Origin of the sequence: Streptomyces sp. NBC_01669 (genome assembly GCF_026339735.1) — a bacterium.
Classification (GTDB): domain Bacteria; phylum Actinomycetota; class Actinomycetes; order Streptomycetales; family Streptomycetaceae; genus Streptomyces; species Streptomyces yanii.
The window spans coordinates 4,094,014-4,115,775 of the sequence record NZ_JAPEQG010000001.1; the positions used below are offsets into that span (position 1 = coordinate 4,094,014).

Sequence of the window (21,762 nt, forward strand, 5' to 3'; positions counted from 1 at the left end):
CCCACGCCACCGACCCAGGAGCTGCCTCATGCCGTCCTCCCCCGAAGACACCACCGAGCACACCGGCTCGGTCGAACCGGTTGATCCACGGGTACTCCACGCCACTGACAACGGCGTCTCATGGATCACGCTGAACCGCCCCGAGGCGATGAACGCCGTCACCTGGGACCAGCGGGAACGCATCATCGCGCTCCTCGCCGACGCGTCCGCCGACCCGTCGGTCCGGGCCGTCGTTCTCACCGCCACCGGCCGCGGCTTCTGTGCGGGCGCCGACCTGCGCGGCGCCCCGTCGACGGGCGACCGGATCCCCGGCGACGTGGCCCGCACCATCCGGCTCGGCGCGCAGCGCCTGATCGCCGCGGTCCTGGATTGCGAGAAGCCGGTGATCGCGGCTGTCAACGGCACCGCGGCCGGCATCGGCGCGCACCTCGCGTTCGCCTGCGACCTGGTCCTGGCCGCAGACTCGGCAACGTTCATCGAGGTCTTCGTACGCCGCGGTCTCGTCCCGGACGGCGGCGGGGCCTACCTGCTGCCCCGCCTGATCGGCCCGCAGCGCGCCAAGGAGCTGATGTTCTTCGGCGACGCGCTCCCCGCGGCGGAGGCGGAACGCCTGGGCCTCGTCAACCGGGTGGTACCGGCCGAGGAGTTGGCGGCGACGGCCCGGGAGTGGTCCCAGCGCCTGGCGGACGGCCCGACCCGAGCCCTCGCCCTCACCAAACAGCTGGTCAACGCGTCCCTGGACGCCGACCGCGCAACGGCGTTCGCCGCCGAGGCGACGGCCCAGGAGATCAACATGACGACGCAGGACGCGGGCGAGGGTGTGGCGAGCTTCGTGGAACGGCGTACACCGAAGTACCGGGGGTTGTGAGGAATCTGGGGGGCGCTCACGCAGGCGTCTCCCACCGCCACGGAGAAGCTGCTCCCGTCCGTGTCGCCGGGACTCACCGGTAGGCGTGGCCACCGGCAGGCACCGGCCGCAATCGGCGGGGAGACTTCAGCTGCGGCCTCCACCCGATCGAAGGAGAGGGACCCCGACGACACCGTCACAACCGCGCTCACCAGGTGTTCGAGGGTGGTGATGGTTGGCTGATCGGGTGGCCGCCCGGTGCAGGGGGAGCACCGGGTCGGCCGGTCAGGAGCGGTCCACGGGCGACTGGCAACGGAGCAGGGACTTGCGCACGGTCGAGGCGGTGTTCGCCTGGCTGATTCAGTGCTCGCGGAACAGCGCCTGTGCGTGGTTCAGGCCGTACCTGGCGACATCGGTACCCAGTGTGACTCCGGCCTCGTCCGCGAGTCGGGTGTGGATGCCCAGCCAGACCCGCGCGTCCATGTTCTCCAGCGTGAGCTGGTGCCATGCGGTGTAGGTACGGACGACGCCTGGTGCGGTGCCGCTGGTCAGGGTGAACGGGGCCGTGCGCGGTCCTGCGAGGGCGGTGAGAACGGTTTCCGCCGCGCCCGCGTAGGTGTTGTGGCCGCTGGGGTAGTCCGGGTGCGCCGGGGTGGTGTGCAGCGGGCTCCATGACGGGTCGGCAGGGACCTCGCCGACGCCTGTTCGGATCGCGGTGACGGGGCGCCACAGCGGGTACGTGTACTTGCTGTCGGAGGTGGCGATCTGGGTGTCCACCAGCGTGGCGTTGGCCAGGGCGACGAGTTCGGCCTGCTTGCGCAGCGGCTGGTGGGAGGTGGCGGCGAGCGCGACGCGAATCGGCTTGGTCCACAGGGCCGGCGAGGAGTCGAACCAGAAGTTGGCCGTGTCGGTCTGCCACGCGGTGCGCACGGTGCTGTTCAGCTCGCCGAAGTCTCGAACCTCCTTCAGGTCGGTCTGGTACCGCTTGGACGTCGGAGCGGGAGGCGCGGGCAGTCGGAACTGGCCGGCGCTTTGCAGCAGGAAGGGCCGGGCGAACCGGGTGCCGTTCTGGATGGCGGGGGCGAACGCGGGCGGGGTGGGTTGCCAGACGCCTGGCGCGGCCGGCGGCACGGTGAATGGGGCATTCACCGAGGCCGCGTCGAGGCCGTCTCTCTCACGGTCGTGCAGGGCCTCGAGCGCCTGGCGTTCGCCGGCTGCGGCGCCCAAGGTCTCGGCCGGGCCGTCGGGGGTCTGATCCAGGGTCTGTTGCAGGGCGGCATCCAGCTCCGGGGCGCGGGTGGGCACCAGCTCGACCAGGGCGCGGTGCACCGCGGCGGCCAGCGCCGCGTCCTGGTAGTCCTGGCGGTCGACCCCAGACGGCACCTGTTGCAAGGCCCGCGCCGCCGCGACCCAACTGATCGCCCAGGTACGGCTGTTGGTCACCGGAGGGAGTGATGAGCCGGCCGCCGCGATCGTGTCGGCCGTGGTGTCGTACCAGGCGAGCGCCACGGAGGTGCGACCGTGCCCAGGCGCAGGGGCGGCGGCGACGCTCGGCGCTGCGCCGGAGGCGACCAGCAGTGCCGTGGAGGCCGCCAGGGCCACACGGGTCTGCGGGGAGTTCATGGAAGTAGCTCCTCATGGTGGGGTGGGGGGCCGGGTGTCGGCCCGTCCGTCTGGCAGTCATGTGCGACGGGACGCAGAGAATCGAGGACCTTGCACAGGCCGCAGCAGGTTCCCGGACGAAGCCGTGGGGCCTTGGCCCGGGAACCTGCGAAGCTCGGTGCCGTGCGGGGACGCCGCCGCAGGCAGGGGTGGTCTTCGGCGTGGCCGGGCGGGCGCCGGCAATGATGTATCCGGCGAGCCCAGGAAGTGCCCGGACATGTCTGCAGCCGGGTAACGGGTGTCCGCAGGGGGCCGCATACGGAGCAGCAGACGAAGACGGGCGAGACGACATCGTCGTCGCTCCGTCTCATCAGCGCCGGCGCGCACTGCGGCACACGTGCAGGTGTTCACAGGCTCAGCAGCGGCGCCCTCCTGACCTGGCGGGGTTCAGAAGGTGTCGGGTGACCTCTGATCGGGCGGCCACGCCCTGGCATGCAGGCTCTCAGGCGGGGTCGGCGTTGATGTGGAAGGGGACGGTGACGACGTTGGAGGCGACGCCCATCAGATCCAGGTCCTTGGCATCGATCTTCCCATCGCCGTTGAGGTCCTTCACGACGCCGGGTGCGTCGTTGTAGACGCCGTCGTGGTTGAGGTCGTCGACGACGGCCACGGTCAGGGTGGTGTCGACGTTCTGCCCCACGATGGGGGCGCCGACGATCCAGGTGTCCCACAGTTCGGTCTTGTGCGGGGTGCGGTCGGTGACGCCGGAGAGGTTGAACAGGTTGGCCAGGTTGGTGCCGGGCCCGGAGAAGCCGGGGAGGGTGCTGTTGGTGGTGGAGTCCAGCACGACCAGTCCAGGAATCTTGTCGTCCTGGCCGGTGGAAAACGTGCCGGGGAAGGGGGCGATGTTGTTGTGCGCGGCCGGGCCGGTGAGCTGGAGCCCGTCGAAGCCGGTCTGGGCCAAGGTCTTGCCCCGGAAGGAGAGCTTCAGGTCCACGATCCAGCCCTTGCCCTCCACACCCGCGCTGTCCCCGCGCTTGGGTGAGAGGACCTCCACCGTGACCGGGTGCCTGGCGGTGGAGGCGGACGTGTCCAGGCTCGAGGCGTTCGCGCTGGACAGCCCGGAGGCCGCGACGCCCAGGCCGAGGATCATGGCCGTACCCGCGCCGAGGGACCAGCCGAGCTTCTTCTTCCTCATGACTTGTTCTCCTGAGTGTTGGGAGGCTTACGGTCATGTGTACGACCACCTGCGGCACCCGGTTCAGCCCGCAGGTCGACCAAGTCGCACAAGGTCGGATCATCCGGTGTCCGTCAAGGCTGCGGGGACGCAGGATGCCGTCCGGCGCGCCCATGGTCTCGACGCCCGACCCGCGTCCGCGCTCCCGTGCACACCCCTGCTGCAAAGAGCGCCGGCAGGCCTTCGTTCCAACGGACGGCGAGAACCTGAGTTCGTGCGCTGCCTGCGGGTGAACTTGAACCCCCAGCTCGTCGTATACGTAGCGGCAGGGGCACACGATCAGTGCCTCAGAACACAAGAAGCCGCATGTCGCAGCCGTCCTCGACGACGGCGCAGCCGGTGCGGTCATGCCTGGAAGTGAGTCGGATGGATCGGATCTGGTTCCGCGCCTCGCCGGGGCGCGGACTGTCCGCCGCCCGCAGTTCGGGCCCGGCGGCGCTCCAAGCGACCCCAGCCTGCGAGACGAGGACATCGAGCGTGACGCCGGACGAACAGTTGATGACTGCGTTGTACACCGAGCACCACGATGTGCTTCTCTCCTTCGTGCGCAGGTACGTGCGCAGTCCTGAGCAGGCGGAGGACGTCGTGCAGGAGACGCTGCTGCGGGCGTGGCGGAGCATCACCAAGATCGAGCCACGCCACACCACCATCCGCTCCTATCTCTTCACGATCGCCCGCAACGTGCTCACCGACAGCTGGCGCGCTGAGCAGCGGCGTCCGGAACCGCTCTACGACGACGAGGCACTCGCGGCTGTACCTTCTGCCGATGATGTGGAGGCGGCGCTGGAGGGACACGTGATTGCCGCAGCGTTGGAACGCTTGTCCAGCGAGCATCGTGACGTGATCCAGGCGCTGTACTTCGAGGGGCTGACCACCGCCGAGTCCGCGTCACGGCTCACGATCCCGGAGGGAACGGTCAAGTCCCGCGCCTACTACGCCGTACGCAACCTGCGCGCAGCCTTTGAAGAAATGGGAGTTCTACGGTGAGCACCGACCATGATGACGTGCGCATGCTGATCGGCGCGTATGTGCTGGGCGGTCTCAGCGAGACCGACCGCCGCGTCCTGGAGTCCCACCTGCCCACGTGCCAGGAATGCCGTGACGAGCTCGCGCGCTCGGCCCCGCTGGCCGGACTGCTCCGCCGCGCCCCGGGCATGTCCGCACCCCGTCGCCAGGCCACGCGCGAGGCCGACACCGATGCGGCGCCCCCGGCTTCGCCGACCGGGCTCGACCGCCTGCTGGAGCAGGTCCGCGCCGCCGACGTCGCAAGCAGGCGCCGGGCTCGTCGGCAGTGGCTGGCAGTGGCTGCGGCCTTGATCGTGGTTGCCGGGCTCGGACTGGGGTCGATGCTGCCGTTCCGGCAGTCGACCGGCCCGTCCACGGCCTTCACCTCGGCCGCCGGGTACTCCGTGTCCGGCCGTGCCACGCTCACGGCCAAGCCCTGGGGCACGGCGGTGAGCGTCACCCTGGCCGACCTGCCCGCAGGAGGACCAGGACCCTTCATCCTCCAGGTCTCCTCGGTGGACGGCCACAAGGAGCAGGCGGCCACCTGGGCGATCACTCCCAACGGCAGCGCCGCCGTGACGGGGGCGAGTGCCCTGCACCTTCCCGACATCCGGTCCATCTCCGTGATGGACCACGCGGGACGCATGGTCGCCACGACCCGACCACTCTGACCTGCCTCGACCACCATCCCGCGATCCGCTCCACTGCCGGGCCCACGGGATGGTCCCGCCTGCCCTGACGCGGCGCGACACGCCAGGCGCAGGGCCCCGGTTCACCGTAGCCCCCGACGCATGGGCGCACTTCGTGACGTACGCCGCCGGAAGCTGACCCTGAAGACTCACCCCGGCCCCGGCCCGGGCGGGTTCGGTGTCCCCGCGTATCCTCGCGCACCCGGGGAGCGCACCTCGGCCCGGCTCAGCGTCGGGACTCGCGGCCTTTCGCGCCCGGAACCCTCTTCCCCACCCTTCCTATCTGATGCATCGTCAGTTTCAATGGAAAGCGTGATGGGACACGCAGGCATGGCCGCCACCGCCGTCCGGTACCTCAGGTCCGTCGGCGCCGCCACGACCGCCGGCCCGGCGCCGGTCGATCCGCTGCCGCGCCCCGATCTGCGGGCCGTCGCCGACGACGAACGGCTACCGGTCGATCCGGGCGAATTCCGCCGCGTGCTGGGCCACTTCGCCAGCGGCGTCACCGTCATCACCGCCCACGACCCGGGCGACGCGGACGGCCCTGCGGGGTTCGCCTGCCAGTCGTTCGCCTCGCTCTCCCTCGACCCGCCGCTGGTCACCTTCATGGTCGCCCGTACGTCGACGACCTGGCCGCGCATCGCCCGCGCCGGGGCGTTCTGCGTCAACATCCTGGGCGCGGAGCAGGGCGCGCTGTGCCGGGGGTTCGCGGCGAGCGGTACCGACAAGTTCGCCGGGGTGGCGTACGAGGCCGCCCCTGTGACCGGGTCGCCGATGCTTGACTCCGTGCCCGCCTGGATCGACTGCCGCATCCAGGCCGTCCACCCGGGCGGCGACCATCTGATCGTGGTCGGTCGGGTGGAGGCACTGGGAGCGTCGGACGGGGACGGTCCACTGCTGTTCCACCGGGGGGCGTTCGGGCGCTTCAGCGGGTGAGTGGGCCCTTGTGTCCGGCGGAAGGCCGAGCCGGTCACCGAGCGGCCACCACCGGCTCCGCCTTCCGCCGGATCACCAGCGCCATCAGCGCCGCCGTCGCGCACAGTGCCCCCGACGCGTACCAGACCATGTCGTACGAGCCGAACACATCGCGTGCCACACCGCCGAGGAACGCCACCAGTGCCGCGCCCACCTGGTGGGAGGCGAGGACCCAGCCGAAGACGATCGCGCTGTCCTCGCCGTACTGCTCGCGGCAGAGCGCCAGCGTCGGCGGGACCGTGGCCACCCAGTCCAGGCCGTAGAACACGATGAAGAAGACCATCGGCGGGTGCACCGTCGGCGCCATCAGCATCGGCAGGAAGAGCAGCGAGATGCCGCGCAACGCGTAGTAGACGGCGAGGAGTCGGCGGGCGTCGAAGCGGTCGGTGAGCCAGCCGGAGAAGACCGTGCCGATGATGTCGAAGACCCCGATGACGGCGAGCAGCGAGGCGGCTGCCGTAATGGGCATGCCGTGGTCGTGGGCCGACGGCACGAAGTGCGTACGGATCAGACCGTTGGTCGAGGCGCCGCAGATCGCGAACGTGCCCGCGAGCAGCCAGAACGGTCCGGTGCGGGCGGCGTCGACCAGGACGCGTACGGTACGGGCCGCCGCACCCCGGGCGGGCGCCGGCTTCTCGACGTACGCGCCGCCGTAGGGGGCCAGGCCCACATCGGCCGGGTGGTCACGCATCAGCAGCCAGACGAACGGGACGACGACGAGCGCGGCCAGCGCGACGGTGACCGAGGCCGGGCGCCAGCCGTGCTCCTCGACGATCCATGCGCACAGCGGCAGGAAGATCAGCTGACCGGAGGCGCCGGCCGCGGTGAGGATGCCGGTGACCAGGCCGCGTCTGGCGACGAACCAGCGGTTGGTGACCGTGGCCGAGAAAGCCAACGCCATCGAGCCGGTGCCGAGGCCGACGAGCAGCCCCCAATAGATCATCAGCTGCCAGGAGGCCGTCATCCAGACACTGGCGAACGCCCCCGCCGCGACCGTGGTCAGGGCCACGACGACGACCCGGCGGATACCGAACCGGTCCATCAGCGCGGCGGCGAACGGCGCGGTCAGTCCGTACAGCGCCATGTCGATCGAGACGGCCAGCCCGATCTCCCCGCGCGACCAGCCGAACTCCGTGTGCAGCGGGTCGATGAGGAGGCCGGGCAGGGAGTTGAACGCGGCGCCGCCGATGATCGTCACGAACGTGACGACGGCGACGATCCAGGCGCGGTGGATGCGCAGGCGGGAGGGCCCGCGGGACGGTGTGCGGTCGGCCGGGCGGTCCTCGTCCCGGGCGGCCGCGCTCTCGGTTGTCTGGGTCACGTCACCCAGCATCCGGCCTCGGGGCGTGCTCTCACGAGTGGCCGGAGGGACATGGTTCGCAGGGATCGGGCCATCGAGGGAGGCGTACGATCACCCGTCGGCCGGGGCGTACGCGCATCCGGCCGGATGAGACGGACGAGCCGATCGAACCGGGGGATCTCATGCAATGGGTCGCGCGCCAGCAGTTCCATCACCGTTCCGCACTGATGCAGGTGTGGGGCGCCGGGCTGCTTCTCATGGCCGTCGGGCTGTGGATCTGGCTGGCGTTCCTGCTGGTGGATCAGGCGGACGCGTACTGCTACCGCGTCACGATGCAGTGCACGGTGGTGTCGGAGCTGCCCAAGCAGCTCACCGTCCTGGCGATCTCCGGGCCGCTGTCCGTCCTCGGTTCCGCATTGCTCGTCGGTGGCAGTGTGCGCAGGCAGACCAGTGCGCATGTCTTCCAGGTCATCGAGATGCAGAAGTCCGAGGAGCGGGACCGGCAGAAGCGCTGACGGTCGGGGCGCGGTCGCCCGGCTCACCCGATCCGCTCCAGGCGGCGGATCGGGCGGGCCACCAGCAGCACACCCACCACCAGTGCGTTGATCACCGCTCCGGCCAGCAGCACCTCGGAAGCGCCCACCGCGTCCGCGACCGGTCCCGCCAGTGCCCGGCCCGCGGCCAGCATCAGCAGGGAGCCCGCCACGTCGTACGCGTGCAGCCGGTTCAGAGCCTCCGGCGGGACGTGTGTCTGGACCGTCGTCGACCACATCACCAGCCAGAACGCGAACACCCCGCCCGCCACGAACTGCCCGACCCCCAGCGCGGACACCGGAAGCCCGAGCCCCAGCACCACCAGGTTCACGCACACCCCGGTCAGCGCGATCGCACCCGCCGCGAGCGGACGGCGCGGTCTCAGCCGCAGGGCCAGCAGTCCGCCGACCACGCTGCCCGCGCCGTTCACCGCCATCATCACGCCGTACGTCCCCGAGCCGTGCGCCTCGGTGACCTCGACCGCGGTCAGCGGGAGCATCGGGCCGATCACGGTGAATCCGTACACGGTCCAGATCGCGATCACCCCCCACAGCCAGCTGCGGGCCTTGAACTCTCGCCACCCGTCGACCAGTTCGGCGACGAACGTGCCGCGCTGCGTCGCGTCGGACGGCATCGGGGCGAGCCGCAGCAGGAAGAGGCAGACGCCGGAGACCGCGAACGTCGCCGCGTTCGCCGCATACACCGCTCCGGCGCTCGCCAGTCCGACCAGAAGTCCCGCGAAGGCCGGGCCCGCCATCGTCATCAGCGCCTCGGAGACCCGGAGCACCGCGTTGCCGCGCTGCACGTCCAGCGACACCCGGGGCACGGTCGATGCGACGCCGGGCTGGAAGAGCGCGGCACCGACGCCGGCCACCGCGCTCAGTGCGTACACCACCCACAGCGGCGGGTTGCCGGTCGCGAAGGAGACGGCGAGCACCGACGCCCCGACCAGCCGCAGCGCATCGGCGATGATCATCATTCGACGCGGGGTGAAACGATCCGCCAGCACGCCGCCGAAGAGCACGAAGAGCGCCAGCGGTCCCATCCAGGCGGCCAGCGCGAAGCCGACGGACGCGTGCGGGCGACCGGCTCCCAGCAGACCCGCGGTGAGCGCCACCGGGATCATGCCGTCGCCGAAGAGTGCGGCGGTCCGGGCGATGAAGAAGAGCCGGAAGTTACGGTTCCAGAGCTCGCTTCCCGGTCGTTCGCCGTCCAGGCGCGCATCCAGGGGCGGCAGGGCGGCCGACGAATCCGAGGGGGACGACTGCGAGGGTGCGTTCGCGCGGGCCGTGCCGGGAATGCACTCGTGCTCTGCTGACTTTTCCTTCACATCGGTGACATGTATCAGTTTATGGTCTATACCACTAGGGGTGAAGGGAGCCCTGCCGTGAAGCACAGAGTCGTCGTCCTCGCCCTCGACGGGCTGCTCCCGTTCGAACTCGGCATCCCCCAAAGGATATTCGGCCGGGCGTTCAGTTCCGAGCCGCACGACAAGGGCCGGAAACTGTACGAAGTCGTTACCTGTTCCGTCCGCCCACCGGGACCGGTCTCCACCGACGCGGACTTCACGATCACGGTCGAGCGTGGCCCCGAAGCACTGGCCACCGCCGACACGGTCGTCATCCCCGCCTCGTACGAACTCGGCCCCGTCTACGAGGAGGGCAGGCTGTCGGGCGAACTCGCCGCGGCGTTCGCGTACATCAGGCCGGGCACCCGGCTCGTCTCGATCTGCACCGGCAGTTACGTCCTCGCCGCCGCCGGGTTCCTCGACGGGCGCCCCGCCACCACGCACTGGTCCTCCGCCGACCACTTCCAGCAGCTGTTCCCGCAGGTCCAGGTCGACCCGGACGTCCTGTTCATCGACGACGGGGACGTCCTCACATCCGCCGGGGTCGCCGCCGGCATCGACCTGTGTCTGCACATCGTGCGCCGCGACCACGGCACGGCCGTCGCCAACGACGTCGCCCGCCGCACGGTCGTGCCACCGCACCGCGACGGCGGGCAGGCGCAGTACATCCGGCGCCCCGTCCCCGAGGCACAGTCCGCGACCACGACCGGTGCGCGAGCCTGGGCGCTCGGCCGGCTGGACCGGCCGATCCTGCTGCGCGACATGGCGCAGCAGGAGTCGATGAGCGTACGGACGTTCACACGCCGGTTCCGTGAGGAGGTCGGGATCAGCCCCGGGCAGTGGCTGACCCAGCAGCGGGTGGAGCGGGCGCGGGGGCTGCTGGAGTCCACGGACCTGTCGATCGACCAGGTGGCGCGCGCGGCGGGGTTCGGCACGGCGACATCACTGCGGCAGCACATCCAGGCGGCGCTGGGGGTGTCGCCGACGGTGTACCGGCGGACGTTCCGGGCGACGGTCGGGGGCCGGTGAGGGCGGGGGAGCGCCGGCCCCAGGGCCTTTCGGATCCCCAGGACGGGCCCTAGAAGACCAGCACCCCGCGCGCCACCCTTCCGTGGTGCGCGTCGTCCGCCGCCTTCGCGAAGTCCTCCACCGGGTACGTCTCCGTGACCAGTTCGTCGAGCATGAGGCGACCGGTCCGGTACAGCTCCGCGTAGAGCGCGATGTCGCGCTGCGGGCGCGAGGAGCCGTACCGGCAGCCGAGGATCGACTTGTCCAGGTACATCGACGAGACCAGGAACGACGCCTCCGCCGTCGCCGCCGGGACGCCCAGCAGGATCGCCTGGCCGCGCCGGTCCAGCAGGTCGATCGCCTGCCGGATCAGTTCCGTACGGCCCACGCACTCGAAGGCGTGGTCGGCGCCGGTGGGCAGGATCTCGCGTACGCCCTCCGTCGACGTCAGGAAGTGTGTCGCGCCGAACTGCCGCGCCACCGCCTCCTTCGCCGGGTTGGTGTCCACCGCGACGATTGTCAGCGCGCCCGCGATCCGGGCGCCCTGGATCACATTGAGCCCGATGCCACCGGTGCCGATCACGACGACCGTGTCGCCGCGGTCGACCTTCGCCCGGTTGAGTACGGCTCCGATGCCCGTCACCACGCCGCAGCCCATCAGGGCCGCGGAGGCCAGCGGGATGTCCGCCGGAATCCTCACCGCCTGCACGGCCTTGACCAGGGTCCGTTCGGCGAACGCGGAGTTGGACGCGAACTGGTACAGCGGCGTGCCGCCCCGGGAGAACGGCTGCCCCGGCATCCCGATCGCCTTTCGGCACATCGTCGGCCGGCCCCGGTCGCACTGGGCGCACGCGCCGCAGCTGGCCAGGGTGGAGAGCGCGACGTGGTCGCCGGGCACGACATGGACGACGCCCGCGCCGACCGCCTCCACCACACCCGCGCCCTCATGCCCGAGGACCACCGGCAGCGGGAACGGAATGGTTCCGTCGACGACGGACAGATCGCTGTGGCACAGGCCCGCGGCGGCCACCGCGACCAGCACCTCGCCCGGGCCCGGGTCGCGTATTTCCAGGTCGTCGACGACCTCGGTCTGCTTGCCGTCGAAGACGACGCCTCTCATCTCGGCTCCCTCGGTAGGCCGAGCACCCGCTCGGCGATGATGTTCCGCTGGATCTCGTCCGAGCCGCCGTAGATGGTGTCGGACCGGGTGAACAGGAACAGGCGCTGCGCTTCGTCGAGTTCGTACGGGGTGGTGGGCGACCAGTCGTCCGGACCCACGGCTCCGGCGGCGCCCCTGATCTCCACGGCGAGTTCGCCGAGACGTCGGTGCCAACCGCCCCAGAGCAGCTTGGCGACGCTGGGGGCGCCCGCGTCGCCCGAACCGCCCAGGGTGCGCAGGGCGTTCCAGCGCATGGTCTTCAGCTCCGCCCACTGACGGACGAGCCGCTCGCGCAGTACGGGGTCGGTGACCGCGCCGCTGTCGACGGCGGCGCGGACCACGCGGTCCAGTTCGGCGGCGAAGCCGATCTGCTGGACGAGGGTGGAGACACCGCGCTCCAGGGCGAGGAGGCCCATGGCGACGGTCCAGCCGTTGCCCTCGCCGCCGACGAGCTCCTCGGCGAGCGCGCCGTCGAAGAAGACCTCGTTGAACTCGCTCGTCCCGGACATCTGGCGGATCGGCCGCACCTCGACACGGCCCGGCTGGTCCATCGGAACGAGCAGGAACGAAAGTCCGTGGTGGCGCTGTGAGCCGGGGGTGGTGCGGGCGAGGACGAAACACCAGTCGGCGTCCCGCGCGAGCGAGGTCCAGATCTTCTGGCCGGTGACGGTGCGGCGGCCGGTGCCGTCGCGTTCGGCGTTGGTGCGTACGCCGGCGAGGTCGGAGCCGGCGCCGGGTTCGCTGTAGCCCTGGCACCAGAGCTCTTCGCCGCGGGCGATGGCGGGGAGGAAACGCTGCTTCTGTGCGTCGGTGCCATACGCGAGGAGGGTGGGGGCGAGGAGGTTCTCGCCGATGTGGCCGACGCGGGCGGGAGCATGGGCGCGGGCGTACTCCTCGGCCCAGACGACCTGCTGGGTGAGGGTGGCCTGCCGGTTTCCGTAGCCGGCCGCCCCGCTGTCCCAGCCGAGGCCGATCCAGCCGCCGCGGCCCAGCTCGCGCTCCCAGGCGCGGCCGCCCTCGGCGGTGCAGGGCTGTGTGAGGTGCGCCTGCAGCCAGGACCGGACCTCCTGACGGAAGGCGTCGTCCGTTGCCTCGAACGCGAAGTCCACGTCCACTCCTCGGGGTCGGGTGGAAATCCAGCCGCTCCGGCGATTGAGACCGACCGGCAATTGGGGGGTGGGTGAAGGAGCGGGGCTGGGGTGCGTGCATCGCAAGGCGGAGGATTGAGCCAGATGGGGTCTCCCCTGCTCGAACGAAGCCGAGAGCTTGGGGAAGGAGCCATGGTGATTGACGACAACGCCGCGAGGTGCGTGCCCCAGCCCCGTGACGCCGCCCCCAATTGCCGGTCGGTCTGAGGAGCGGGGTCCGGGGCGGAAGCCCCGGTGGGAGGTCACGCGTTGGGCCTCGCCTTCGCCGCCGCGGCGGCCGCCATCGCCTCCAGCTGCGCCAGCATCGGCATCGGGTCCACCCCCACCGTCCCCGGCAGGAAGTCGGCGATTCTCTCCGGGGTCCACGCCCCCTCCGCGTACCCGGCCCGCAACTCCCTCGGCTGGGCCCAGACAGCGATCTTGGGACCCGCGATCGTGTACACCTGGCCGGTGATCTTCTCCTCGCGGGCCCGCTCACTGAGCAGGTAGACGACGAGTGCGGCAACGTCCTCCGGCTCGCCGATCTCCTTGAGTTCCATCGGGACGTTCGCGGACATCCGGGTCCGGGCCACCGGGGCGACCGCGTTCGCCGTGACGCCGTACTTGTGCAGGCCGAGCGCCGCGCTGCGGACCAGCGAGATGATGCCGCCCTTCGCGGCGCTGTAGTTCGCCTGGGCGACGCTGCCCTGGTGGTTGCCGCTGGTGAAGCCGATCAGCGTGCCGCCCCCCTCCTGCTTCCGCATCACCGCCGAGGCCGCGCGGAAGACGGTGAAGGTGCCCTTGAGGTGGGTGGCGACAACCGGGTCCCACTCCTCCTCGGACATGTTGAACAGCATCCGTTCGCGGAGGATCCCGGCCACGCACACGACCCCGTCGATCCGCCCGAACCGCGCCAGCGCCGTGTCAACGACGCGCCGGCCGCCCTCCATCGTGGAGATGTCGTCGGCGACCGCGACCGCCTCGCCGCCCGCCGCCTCGATCTCCTTGACGACGGACTCGGCTATCGCACTGGTCGGCTCGCCGCCCCCGACGGAGACGCCGTAGTCGTTGACGACGACCCTGGCCCCCTCCGCCGCAGCGGCGATCGCGACGGCCCGTCCGATGCCACGGCCGGCGCCGGTCACGGCCACCACCTTGCCTGCCAAGAAGTTCCCCATGCCCGGCCCCTTCCCGCGGTTTCTGACGGACCGTTAGATTTTATGGGCAGTCGGCTCCGTCAGCACAAGACCCGGCGCCCCACCGATTCGAGGAGGCCCTCATGTCCCTGCCCGCCGAGTTCCACGAGATCGCGAAGCGCGTGAACAACTGGGGGCGCTGGGGCGCGGACGACGAGATCGGGACGCTCAACCTGATCACCGACGCGGTGGTGCGGGACGCGGCGGCCACCGTCCGCACGGGGCAGCGGATCCCTCTCGCGCTCCCGCTCCAGCAGGACGGTGTGCAGAGTGGACTGATTCCGGGGCGGGTCAACCCACTGCACGCCATGGTCCAGATCAACCAGGAGCTCTTCGGCCCGGGTACGGTCGCGACCAGCGACGACGTCGTGACACTCGGCCTGCAGGCGGCCACCCACTGGGACGCGCTCACGCACGCCTCGCACTCGGGGAAGATCTACAACGGCCGTCCCGCCACCACTGTCACCGCGCACGGCGGCGCCGAGTTCAGCGGGATCGACAAGCCCCCGCACCTCGTCTCGCGCGGCGTCCTGCTGGACGTGGCACGCGCCCACGGTGTCGACCGGCTGCCCGGCGACCACGCCGTCACCCCGGAAGACCTCGACGCGGCGGAGGAGTTCGCCGGGATCCGGGTCCGGGCCGGGGACATCGTGCTCGTACGCACCGGGCAGGTCCAGGTGTATCTGGCCGGCGACAAGCACGCGTACGCCTATCCGTCACCCGGCCTGTCGATCCGGACGCCCGAGTGGTTCCATGCCCGCGATGTCGCCGCGGTCGCCAATGACACGCTGACCTTCGAGATCTTCCCCGCGGAGATCGAGGACCTGTGGCTGGGAGTGCACGCGCTCGATCTGGTTGAGATGGGCATGCTGCAGGGCCAGAACTGGAACCTGGAGACGTTGTCCACAGCCTGTGCGGAGGAGAGGCGCTACGGCTTCCTGCTCTCCGCGATGCCGGAACCGTTCGTCGGCGCCACCGGCACGCCGGTCGCCCCGGTCGCCCTTCTCTGACCGGCCACCGCCAGGAACGTTCCAGGACGTTCCGGCTGCTACGCGCGATGCGTGACGGCGCGCGACGGTTCGTACGGGCCCGTGCTCTGGGCGCCGATGCCCGGCATGCTCGGACCGTGCGCGCCCGCCTGCATCTGCACGACCGGCGCGCCCCGGTCCACCTCGCACCAGATCCGCTTTCCGGCGCCCTCCGGCTGCCAGCCCCAGCGGTCGGCGAGGCCGTCGACCAGCTCCAGGCCGCGACCGCCGGTGTCCTCGCCCTCCGCGTGCCGCTGCTGCGGCGGGCGGCAGCTGGTGTCGGCCACCTCGACCCGTACGGTCCCGGCCGTCCCGGCCGCTCCCGTCGCGCCGAACAGCATGCGCAGCACGGCCGGACAGCCGGTGTGGACGACCGCGTTGGTGACCAGCTCCGAGATCAGCAGGATGAGCGTCTCGGCCAGCGGCTCGTCGTCTCTTATCCCGGACCCGACCAGTCTCGACCGCGCCCACCTACGGGCCCGCCCGACCTCCGCGGGATCCGGACCGACCTCCAGCTGAACCTGAAGCACCTGCACCGCTCACACCATCCGAACCGGCGGACACATCGCCTCGCGCCTCCTCAGGGTCACGGAACGTGATTCCCTTACGAGGCAGCATGGTTGACATACAGTCACCGCAACAAGCGCTTCGGGCATATTCCAGCGCGAAGGAGTACGCGTGGTGCATACTGTGCGACGCGCGTCGCGGGGAGTCGAACAGCAGCGCACCGAAGCCGTGGGGAACGCTCCCCGGGCAGGCCCAGCACTTCTGCGTGAAACGCGAGCAGGGCACCTCGTCCGGACCGGAGTCGCCGTACGGGCAACACCCGGATCGCCCGGTTCCAGAACCACTCGCATCCCACGGAGCGTACCCGAGCAGACGGCAACTGCGGCCCGTGACGAATCACGCAAAGGACACAAGCCGGTATCGGCGCTTACCGACTGCACTGAGTAACTCCGCAGCGTGAGCCTCAGAGGTCTCCCGCGTCACATGCGTGCACTCGGCACAGATCTGCCGCAAGGGCCTCCTCGGCCTCTGCCGCCCTCAGCCACTCCCCGGCCCGCAGCCACGCCCGCTTGAGGTGCAGATGAACGTCCGCCTCCCAGGTGAAGCCCATGCCGCCGTGCACCTGGAGGCAGTCCCGTGCGTTGTGGACGGCCGCCTCGTCGGCGAGCAGCTTGGCGCCCGCGATCTCGGCCGGGTCCGCGGTCACCGCTGCCGCGTACACCGCCGTGCGGGCAACCTCGGCGCGCACCAGCATCTGGGCACACAGGTGCTTGACCGCCTGGAAGGCGCCGATCGGCGATCCGAACTGCTCGCGCTCACGGGCGTGTTGGACGGCCATCTCGGTGGTCCTGGCGGCGCTGCCGAGCTGCTCGGCAGCGGCCAGCAGTGCGCCTTCGAGCCGGAGCGGCGTCGCACCGGGCAGCGGAACCCCGTCCTCCACGCCCGCCGTCACACGGTGCAGGGGCGTGAGCGGGTCGAGTGACCGTACGGGACGCGCCGTCCGTACGAGCTCCCGCAAGACGTCCCCCTCCAGGACCCGCGCCACCCCTCCCGGCCGGACAGGGCCCAGGGCGATCAGCGCGTCCGCCGCTTCCAGATGGGCCACCGGCCGCCCCTCGTCCAGCACCGCGACCACCGCCCCGCCGTCCGCCGCCCCCTTCACCGCCCCCACCGCGCCCGCGGCGAGATGCGTGGCCGCCAGCGGTCCGGGCAGCAGCACCCGCCCCGCCTCCTCGAACAGGAGCACGGACTCGGGCAGCCCGAGCCCCACACCGCCGTCCGCCTCGGCCAGCCGCAGCGCGAAGAACCCGGCCGCGCCCAGCTCCCCCCACATCCCCCGGTCGACGGCCACGCCCGCGTCGAGCGCGGCCCGCATCCGGTCCCTGCCGAAGCGGCCGGTCAGCAGCTCCCGCATCCCTGCCCGCAGCGCCCGCTGGTCGTCCGAAAGCTGGAAGTCCACAGTCCGCTCAGCGCCCCTTCGGCAGGCCGAGGATCCGCTCGGCGACGATGTTCTGCTGGATCTGCGAGGTGCCCGCGGCGATCGTGTACGAGAGCGAGGTCAGCCGGTCCAGGACCCATTCCCGGTCCAGATCGGCCCCGTCGGCGCCGAGCACCTCCGCGGCCGCGTCGTACAGCTCCTGGCGGGCCTGCGAGTACCGCAGCTTGAAGACCGAGCCGCCGGTGCCGGGGACGCCGCCGCTGCGCTGGGCCTCGGCGACGTTCCACTGGGTGAGCCGCCACAGCGCCCGGAATTCCGCGTTCAGCCTGCCGAGCGTCCTGCGCAGCACCGGGTCGTCCCAGCGGCCGCTGCGCCGCACCTCGGCGGCCAGGGCGCTCAGGGTGCGGCGGCAGGCGACGACCTCGCCGACGAACGCCGTACCGCGTTCGAAGGAGAGGGTGACCATGGTGACCCGCCAGCCGTCGTTCTCGGCGCCGACCCGGTGGGAGACCGGCACCCGCACCTCGTCGAGGAACATCTCGGCGAACTCGGTGGATCCGGCGAGCGTACGCAGCGGCCGGACGGTGACGCCGGGGGCGTCCATCCGCATCGCGAGCCAGCTGATCCCACGGTGCTTCGGCGCCGCCGGATCCGTCCGCACGAGCAACTCGCACCAGTCGGCGACCTCCGCGTGCGAGGTCCAGATCTTCTGGCCGGTGACGACGTAGTGGTCGCCGTCCCGGACCGCCCGGGTCCGGAGCGAGGCCAGGTCGGAGCCCGCCTCCGGCTCGCTGAACCCCTGGCACCAGATCTCGTCGCCGCGCAGCACCGGCGGCAGCCAGCGGGCGCGCTGCCCGGCCGTGCCCTCGGCCGCGATCGTGGGACCCGCGTGCAGCAGCCCGACGAAGTTCGCGCCGACGTACGGCGCCCCGGCCCGCTCCGTCTCCTCCAGGAAGATCAGGTGCTGGGTGGGGGTGGCACCCCGCCCGCCCGCGTCGACGGGCCAGTGCAGCCCCGCGTACCCGACGTCGTACAGCATGCGCTGCCAGGCGGTGTCGTAGGCCCGCCGTCCCGGCCAGTCGTCGGGGCCGGGCTTCGCGGGCAGCCCGGGCAGCACAGCGGCGAGCCACTCCCGCAGCCGCGCCCGGAACTCCCGCTCCTCGTCCGTGTCCGCGAGATCCACTACCGGCCCCGGTCCCGGTCGAGATCGAGGTCCAGCATCCTGATCGCGTTTCCGCGCATCAGTTTGTAGACGGTCTCGTCGTCCAGTCCCTTGACGTGGTCGAGCGCGACCTCCTTCGTGTGCGGGAAGGTCGAGTCGACGTGCGGATAGTCGGTCTCGAAGGTGGCGTTGTCCCGCCCGACCACGTCGAGCGACGCGACCCCGTGCTTGTCGCGGAAGAAGCAGCAGAACATCTGCCGGTAGTAGTACGTCGACGGCGGCTCGGGGATCAGATCGCGCACCCCGCCCCAGGCCCGGTGCTCCTCCCACACGTCGTCGGCGCGCTCCAGGGCGTACGGGATCCAGCCCATCTGGCCCTCGCTGTACGCCAGCTTCAGCTGCGGGAACTTCACCAGCACTCCGCTGAACAGGAAGTCCATCATCGAGGCCATCGCGTTGTTGAAGGAGAGCGAGGCCTGGACGGCGGGCGGGGCGTCCGGCGACGCGGCGGGCATCTGCGAGCTGGACCCGATGTGCATGTTGACGACCGTGCCGGTCTCCTGGCAGACGGCGAAGAACGGATCCCAGTAGCCGGTGTGGATCGACGGCAGGCCGAGATGGGTGGGGATCTCGGAGAACGTCACGGCCCGCACCCCGCGGGCGGCGTTCCGCCTGATCTCGGCGACCGCCAGGTCGATGTCCCAGAGCGGGATGATGCAGAGCGGGATCAGCCGGCCGCCGCTGTCGCCGCACCACTCCTGCACCATCCAGTCGTTGTAGGCGCGGACACAGGCGAGCGCGACCTCCTTGTCCTCGGCCTCGGCGAAGGTCTGGCCGCAGAAGCGCGGGAAGGTGGGGAAACAGAGCGACGCCTCGACATGGTTGAGGTCCATGTCCTTGAGGCGTTCGACGGGGTCCCAGCAGCCGCGCCGCATCTCGGCCCGGGTGATGCCCTCCAGCGTCATGTCGTCGCGGTCGAAGCCGACGGCGGCGATGTTCCGCTTGTACGGGAACTTCAGGTCCTCGTAGATCCACCAGTCGGTCGGCGGCCCGTCCGGGTCCATGGTGATGACGTACTTGCCACCCGTGTACGCCAGCTCGCCGATCCCGGCGGTGAGGGGCTGCGGGCCACGGTCGCGGTACTTGGCGGGCAGCCAGGTCGAGAAGAGGTGCGGCGGCTCGATCACATGGTCGTCGACGCTGACGATCCGAGGCAGTTCCGTCATGGTGTCCCCTTCGGCGCACAAGGCACGTATCTGATGCCCCGTCAGATTTGCTTCGGCCCCCAGGCTAGCCCCGCACCCCTGGACCGACAAGGCGCAGCGCTCTACGCTCTCCGCACCATCTGACTACCCGTCAGCTACGAGGGAGCGGGGAACGCAGTGAACGAGACCGCACACGCCCTGGGCGCATCGGCCACCTTCTGGGAACTCATCGAGCGCCGCGCCGCGCTGACCCCGGAACGCCCCGTCCTCATCCAGGACGACCGCACCCTCACCTTCGGCGAGCTGCGCGACCGCTGCGAGCGGGTCGCGGCCGGCCTGTACGGACTGGGGGTGCGCCCCGGCAGCGTCGTCGCCTGGCAGCTGCCGACCCGCCTGGAGACGGCGCTTCTCTCCTTCGCCCTCACCCGGCTCGGGGCCGTGCAGTCGCCCGTCATCCCGTTCTACCGGGACCGCGAGGTGGGGTTCGCGCTGCGCGAGTCGAAGGCCGCCTTCTTCGCCGTGCCCGGCACCTGGCGCGGCTTCGACCACACCGCGATGGCGCACCGGATCGCCGCGGACCTCGAGCAACCGCCGCAGGTTCTCGAGGCGTACGAGGAGCTGCCGGACGGCGACCCCGCCGTGCTCCCGCCCCCTCCCACGGACGGCACGGCGGTGCGCTGGATCTACTGGACGTCGGGGACCACCTCCGACCCGAAGGGAGTCCTGCACACCGACCGCAGTCTGATCGCGGGCGGCTCGTGCCTGGCCCACGCACTGCATCTGTCGGCCGACGACATCGGCTCGATGGCGTTCCCGTTCGCCCACATCGCCGGGCCCGACTACACCGTGATGCTGCTGCTGTACGGATTCCCCGCGGTCCTGTTCGAGCAGTTCGCGATGGACGGGGCGCTGGACGGCTACCGGCGCCACGGGGTGACGGTCGCGGGCGGCTCGACCGCCTTCTACTCCATGTTCCTGACCGAACAGCGCAAGGACCCGACGCGCAAGGTGGTCCCCACGCTGCGACTGCTGGCGGGCGGCGGGGCGCCGAAACCGCCGGAGATCTACTACGCGGTCGTACGGGAGATGGGCATCCAGCTCACCCACGGCTACGGCATGACCGAGGTCCCCATGATCACGATGGGCGCCCCCGACGACACGGTGGAGCACCTCGCCGAGACGGAGGGGCGGCCGCCCGAGGGCATGGAGATACGGATCACCGACGAGGACGGCAAGCCGCTGCCGTACGGGACGGACGGCGAGGTACGGCTCCGCGGGGAAGCCGTCTGCCAGGGCTATCTGAACGCGGCCCGGGACGCCTTCGACCCGGACGGCTTCCTCGTCACCGGCGACGTCGGCCATCTCCTGGAGAGCGGCCATCTGGTCCTCACCGGGCGGCTCAAGGACATCATCATCCGCAAGGGCGAGAACATCTCCGCCAAGGAGATCGAGGACCTGCTCCACCGCCACCCCGGGGTGGCCGACGCGGCCGTGATCGGACTGCCGGACGAGGAGCGCGGGGAACGCGTCTGCGCGGTCGTCGAGCAGCTGGCCGGGGCGGGGGCGCTGACGCTGGCGGAGCTGGCCGGGTATCTGCGCACGGAGGGGCTCGCGGTGCACAAGCTGCCGGAGCAGCTGGAGGTGGTGGACGCGCTGCCGCGCAACGAGACGTTGCGGAAGGTGCTCAAGTACAGGCTGCGGGAGCAGTTCTCCTGACGGAAAACGGGTCGCCGCCGTCGCTCACCGCGTGCCGGGGTCCGGGCGCACGGACGGTGACCTGTGAGGGGGCGGGGTGCGGTCTCGGCGGGGAGGCCGCACCCGACAGGCTCTTACGCGTCCGGCTCGATCACCGTGAAATAGACGGCGAACGCGGCGACCGCGTCGTCCTCGGCGATCTTGCCGTCGTGGTCCGTGTCCAGGCTCCGCGCGGCCAGTCCTGCCGACTCCTCGCTCGCGCCCAGGACCTTCAGCGCCCGCTCCACGGCGGGCACCGAGGCCGCGCCGTCGTCGTCGTTGTCCGCCACGGCGATCGCCGCGCGCAGGAACGGGCGGGCGATCTCCGCGAAGCGCTCGGGGCTGTCGCGCAGCCGTTTCACGGCCCCGCCCACGAACTCCTCACGGGTGACGCGCTGGTCCCCGTCGACATCGGCGATGCCCGCCATGCCCTGCCAGAACGCCTCGGCCCCGGTGTAGAGCGCCTGCCCCTTGTCGCAGCGGGCCGTCGTACCGAATTCGGCGAGCAGACGGGCCGCGGCGGCGTTGAAATCCGCGCGATCGATGTATCCGTTGCCGTCCTGGTCGAAGGCGGCGAAGCGGAAGGCGATCTTGCGCTCATACTCTGCGCTGTCCATGCGGGGAGCGTACGACGCCTGCGGGCATCACGTGTCACTTACGC

At 71.0% G+C, this 21,762-nt stretch carries 21 protein-coding genes; 8 read left to right on the forward strand and 13 right to left on the reverse strand.

From position 1 onward, the window contains the following. Positions 1-28: 28 nt before the first annotated feature. Positions 29-868 (forward strand): enoyl-CoA hydratase/isomerase family protein, encoded by an 840-nt coding sequence (locus OG972_RS18165; protein ID WP_266982800.1) that lies wholly within the window; start codon positions 29-31, stop codon positions 866-868. A 339-nt stretch (positions 869-1,207) separates the two neighbouring features. Here OG972_RS18165 and OG972_RS18170 read toward each other — a convergent pair whose 3' ends face one another. From OG972_RS18170 to OG972_RS18180, 3 genes are all read right to left on the reverse strand, one after another. Further along, on the reverse strand, positions 1,208-2,470 hold the full coding sequence (locus OG972_RS18170; protein ID WP_266982802.1) for a vanadium-dependent haloperoxidase: 1,263 nt from the start codon (positions 2,468-2,470) through the stop codon (positions 1,208-1,210). A 481-nt stretch (positions 2,471-2,951) separates the two neighbouring features. Next, positions 2,952-3,647, reverse strand: a complete 696-nt coding sequence (locus OG972_RS18175; RefSeq protein WP_266982804.1) for a hypothetical protein — start codon at positions 3,645-3,647, stop codon at positions 2,952-2,954. Positions 3,648-3,973: 326 nt separating this feature from the next. Beyond that, positions 3,974-4,201 carry a hypothetical protein gene (locus OG972_RS18180; RefSeq protein ID WP_266982806.1) on the reverse strand — a complete coding sequence of 76 codons (228 nt, stop codon included), beginning with the start codon at positions 4,199-4,201 and terminating at the stop codon, positions 3,974-3,976. Here OG972_RS18180 and OG972_RS18185 point away from each other — a divergent pair. The 3 genes from OG972_RS18185 (at position 4,185) to OG972_RS18195 (ending at position 6,316) form a co-directional block, all read left to right on the forward strand. Next, the gene (locus OG972_RS18185; protein ID WP_266982808.1) at positions 4,185-4,673 is read left to right on the forward strand and encodes a sigma-70 family RNA polymerase sigma factor; all 489 of its coding nucleotides are present in this window, start codon (positions 4,185-4,187) and stop codon (positions 4,671-4,673) included. The genes OG972_RS18180 and OG972_RS18185 overlap by 17 nt on opposite strands. Continuing rightward, complete coding sequence (locus OG972_RS18190) at positions 4,670-5,362, forward strand: zf-HC2 domain-containing protein (protein ID WP_266982810.1); 693 nt, start codon at positions 4,670-4,672, stop codon at positions 5,360-5,362. Before OG972_RS18185 ends, OG972_RS18190 begins: the two co-directional genes overlap by 4 nt. A gap of 348 nt (positions 5,363-5,710) precedes the next feature. Next, the gene (locus OG972_RS18195) at positions 5,711-6,316 is read left to right on the forward strand and encodes a flavin reductase family protein (protein WP_266990550.1); all 606 of its coding nucleotides are present in this window, start codon (positions 5,711-5,713) and stop codon (positions 6,314-6,316) included. A gap of 34 nt (positions 6,317-6,350) precedes the next feature. On the opposite strand, the gene OG972_RS18200 is transcribed toward OG972_RS18195, so the two are convergent. Further along, complete coding sequence (locus OG972_RS18200) at positions 6,351-7,688, reverse strand: MFS transporter (protein WP_266982812.1); 1,338 nt, start codon at positions 7,686-7,688, stop codon at positions 6,351-6,353. Between the two features lie 149 nt (positions 7,689-7,837). Here OG972_RS18200 and OG972_RS18205 point away from each other — a divergent pair, with 149 nt between their 5' ends. Beyond that, a complete protein-coding gene (locus tag OG972_RS18205) occupies positions 7,838-8,170 on the forward strand; it encodes a hypothetical protein (RefSeq protein WP_266982814.1) in 333 nt (110 codons plus the stop codon). A gap of 23 nt (positions 8,171-8,193) precedes the next feature. Here the strand turns inward: OG972_RS18205 and OG972_RS18210 are convergent, their stop codons facing one another. Beyond that, positions 8,194-9,426 (reverse strand): MFS transporter, encoded by a 1,233-nt coding sequence (locus OG972_RS18210; RefSeq protein ID WP_266990552.1) that lies wholly within the window; start codon positions 9,424-9,426, stop codon positions 8,194-8,196. Positions 9,427-9,576: 150 nt separating this feature from the next. Between OG972_RS18210 and OG972_RS18215 the strand changes: the two genes are divergently transcribed. After that, positions 9,577-10,566, forward strand: a complete 990-nt coding sequence (locus tag OG972_RS18215) for a GlxA family transcriptional regulator (RefSeq protein WP_266982816.1) — start codon at positions 9,577-9,579, stop codon at positions 10,564-10,566. A 49-nt stretch (positions 10,567-10,615) separates the two neighbouring features. Here the strand turns inward: OG972_RS18215 and OG972_RS18220 are convergent, their stop codons facing one another. The 3 genes from OG972_RS18220 to OG972_RS18230 all read right to left on the reverse strand — a co-directional run bounded on the left by OG972_RS18220 (position 10,616) and on the right by OG972_RS18230 (position 14,009). Beyond that, positions 10,616-11,665, reverse strand: a complete 1,050-nt coding sequence (locus tag OG972_RS18220) for a Zn-dependent alcohol dehydrogenase (RefSeq protein ID WP_266982818.1) — start codon at positions 11,663-11,665, stop codon at positions 10,616-10,618. Continuing rightward, positions 11,662-12,813 (reverse strand): acyl-CoA dehydrogenase family protein, encoded by a 1,152-nt coding sequence (locus tag OG972_RS18225; protein WP_266982820.1) that lies wholly within the window; start codon positions 12,811-12,813, stop codon positions 11,662-11,664. Before OG972_RS18225 ends, OG972_RS18220 begins: the two co-directional genes overlap by 4 nt. Before the next feature lie 281 nt (positions 12,814-13,094). Beyond that, entirely contained in the window at positions 13,095-14,009 is a 915-nt protein-coding gene (locus tag OG972_RS18230; RefSeq protein WP_266982822.1) for an SDR family oxidoreductase, read from the reverse strand. 101 nt (positions 14,010-14,110) lie between these two features. On the opposite strand from OG972_RS18230, the gene OG972_RS18235 reads away from it, so the two are divergent. Continuing rightward, positions 14,111-15,037, forward strand: a complete 927-nt coding sequence (locus OG972_RS18235) for a cyclase family protein (RefSeq protein ID WP_266982824.1) — start codon at positions 14,111-14,113, stop codon at positions 15,035-15,037. A gap of 38 nt (positions 15,038-15,075) precedes the next feature. Here OG972_RS18235 and OG972_RS18240 read toward each other — a convergent pair whose 3' ends face one another. The 4 genes from OG972_RS18240 to OG972_RS18255 all read right to left on the reverse strand — a co-directional run bounded on the left by OG972_RS18240 (position 15,076) and on the right by OG972_RS18255 (position 19,388). Next, positions 15,076-15,591, reverse strand: coding sequence for an ATP-binding protein (locus OG972_RS18240; protein ID WP_266982826.1), 516 nt, complete (start codon positions 15,589-15,591; stop codon positions 15,076-15,078). Between the two features lie 434 nt (positions 15,592-16,025). Next, positions 16,026-17,021 carry an acyl-CoA dehydrogenase family protein gene (locus OG972_RS18245; protein WP_266982828.1) on the reverse strand — a complete coding sequence of 332 codons (996 nt, stop codon included), beginning with the start codon at positions 17,019-17,021 and terminating at the stop codon, positions 16,026-16,028. A 7-nt stretch (positions 17,022-17,028) separates the two neighbouring features. Continuing rightward, positions 17,029-18,183, reverse strand: a complete 1,155-nt coding sequence (locus OG972_RS18250) for an acyl-CoA dehydrogenase (RefSeq protein WP_266982830.1) — start codon at positions 18,181-18,183, stop codon at positions 17,029-17,031. Further along, on the reverse strand, positions 18,183-19,388 hold the full coding sequence (locus OG972_RS18255; RefSeq protein ID WP_266982832.1) for an amidohydrolase family protein: 1,206 nt from the start codon (positions 19,386-19,388) through the stop codon (positions 18,183-18,185). The genes OG972_RS18250 and OG972_RS18255 overlap by 1 nt, the downstream gene beginning before the upstream one ends. A 156-nt stretch (positions 19,389-19,544) precedes the next feature. On the opposite strand from OG972_RS18255, the gene OG972_RS18260 reads away from it, so the two are divergent. Beyond that, on the forward strand, positions 19,545-21,083 hold the full coding sequence (locus OG972_RS18260; protein WP_266982833.1) for a class I adenylate-forming enzyme family protein: 1,539 nt from the start codon (positions 19,545-19,547) through the stop codon (positions 21,081-21,083). A 113-nt stretch (positions 21,084-21,196) separates the two neighbouring features. Here OG972_RS18260 and OG972_RS18265 read toward each other — a convergent pair whose 3' ends face one another. Further along, positions 21,197-21,718, reverse strand: coding sequence for an EF-hand domain-containing protein (locus tag OG972_RS18265; RefSeq protein WP_266982834.1), 522 nt, complete (start codon positions 21,716-21,718; stop codon positions 21,197-21,199). Positions 21,719-21,762 lie beyond the last annotated feature (44 nt).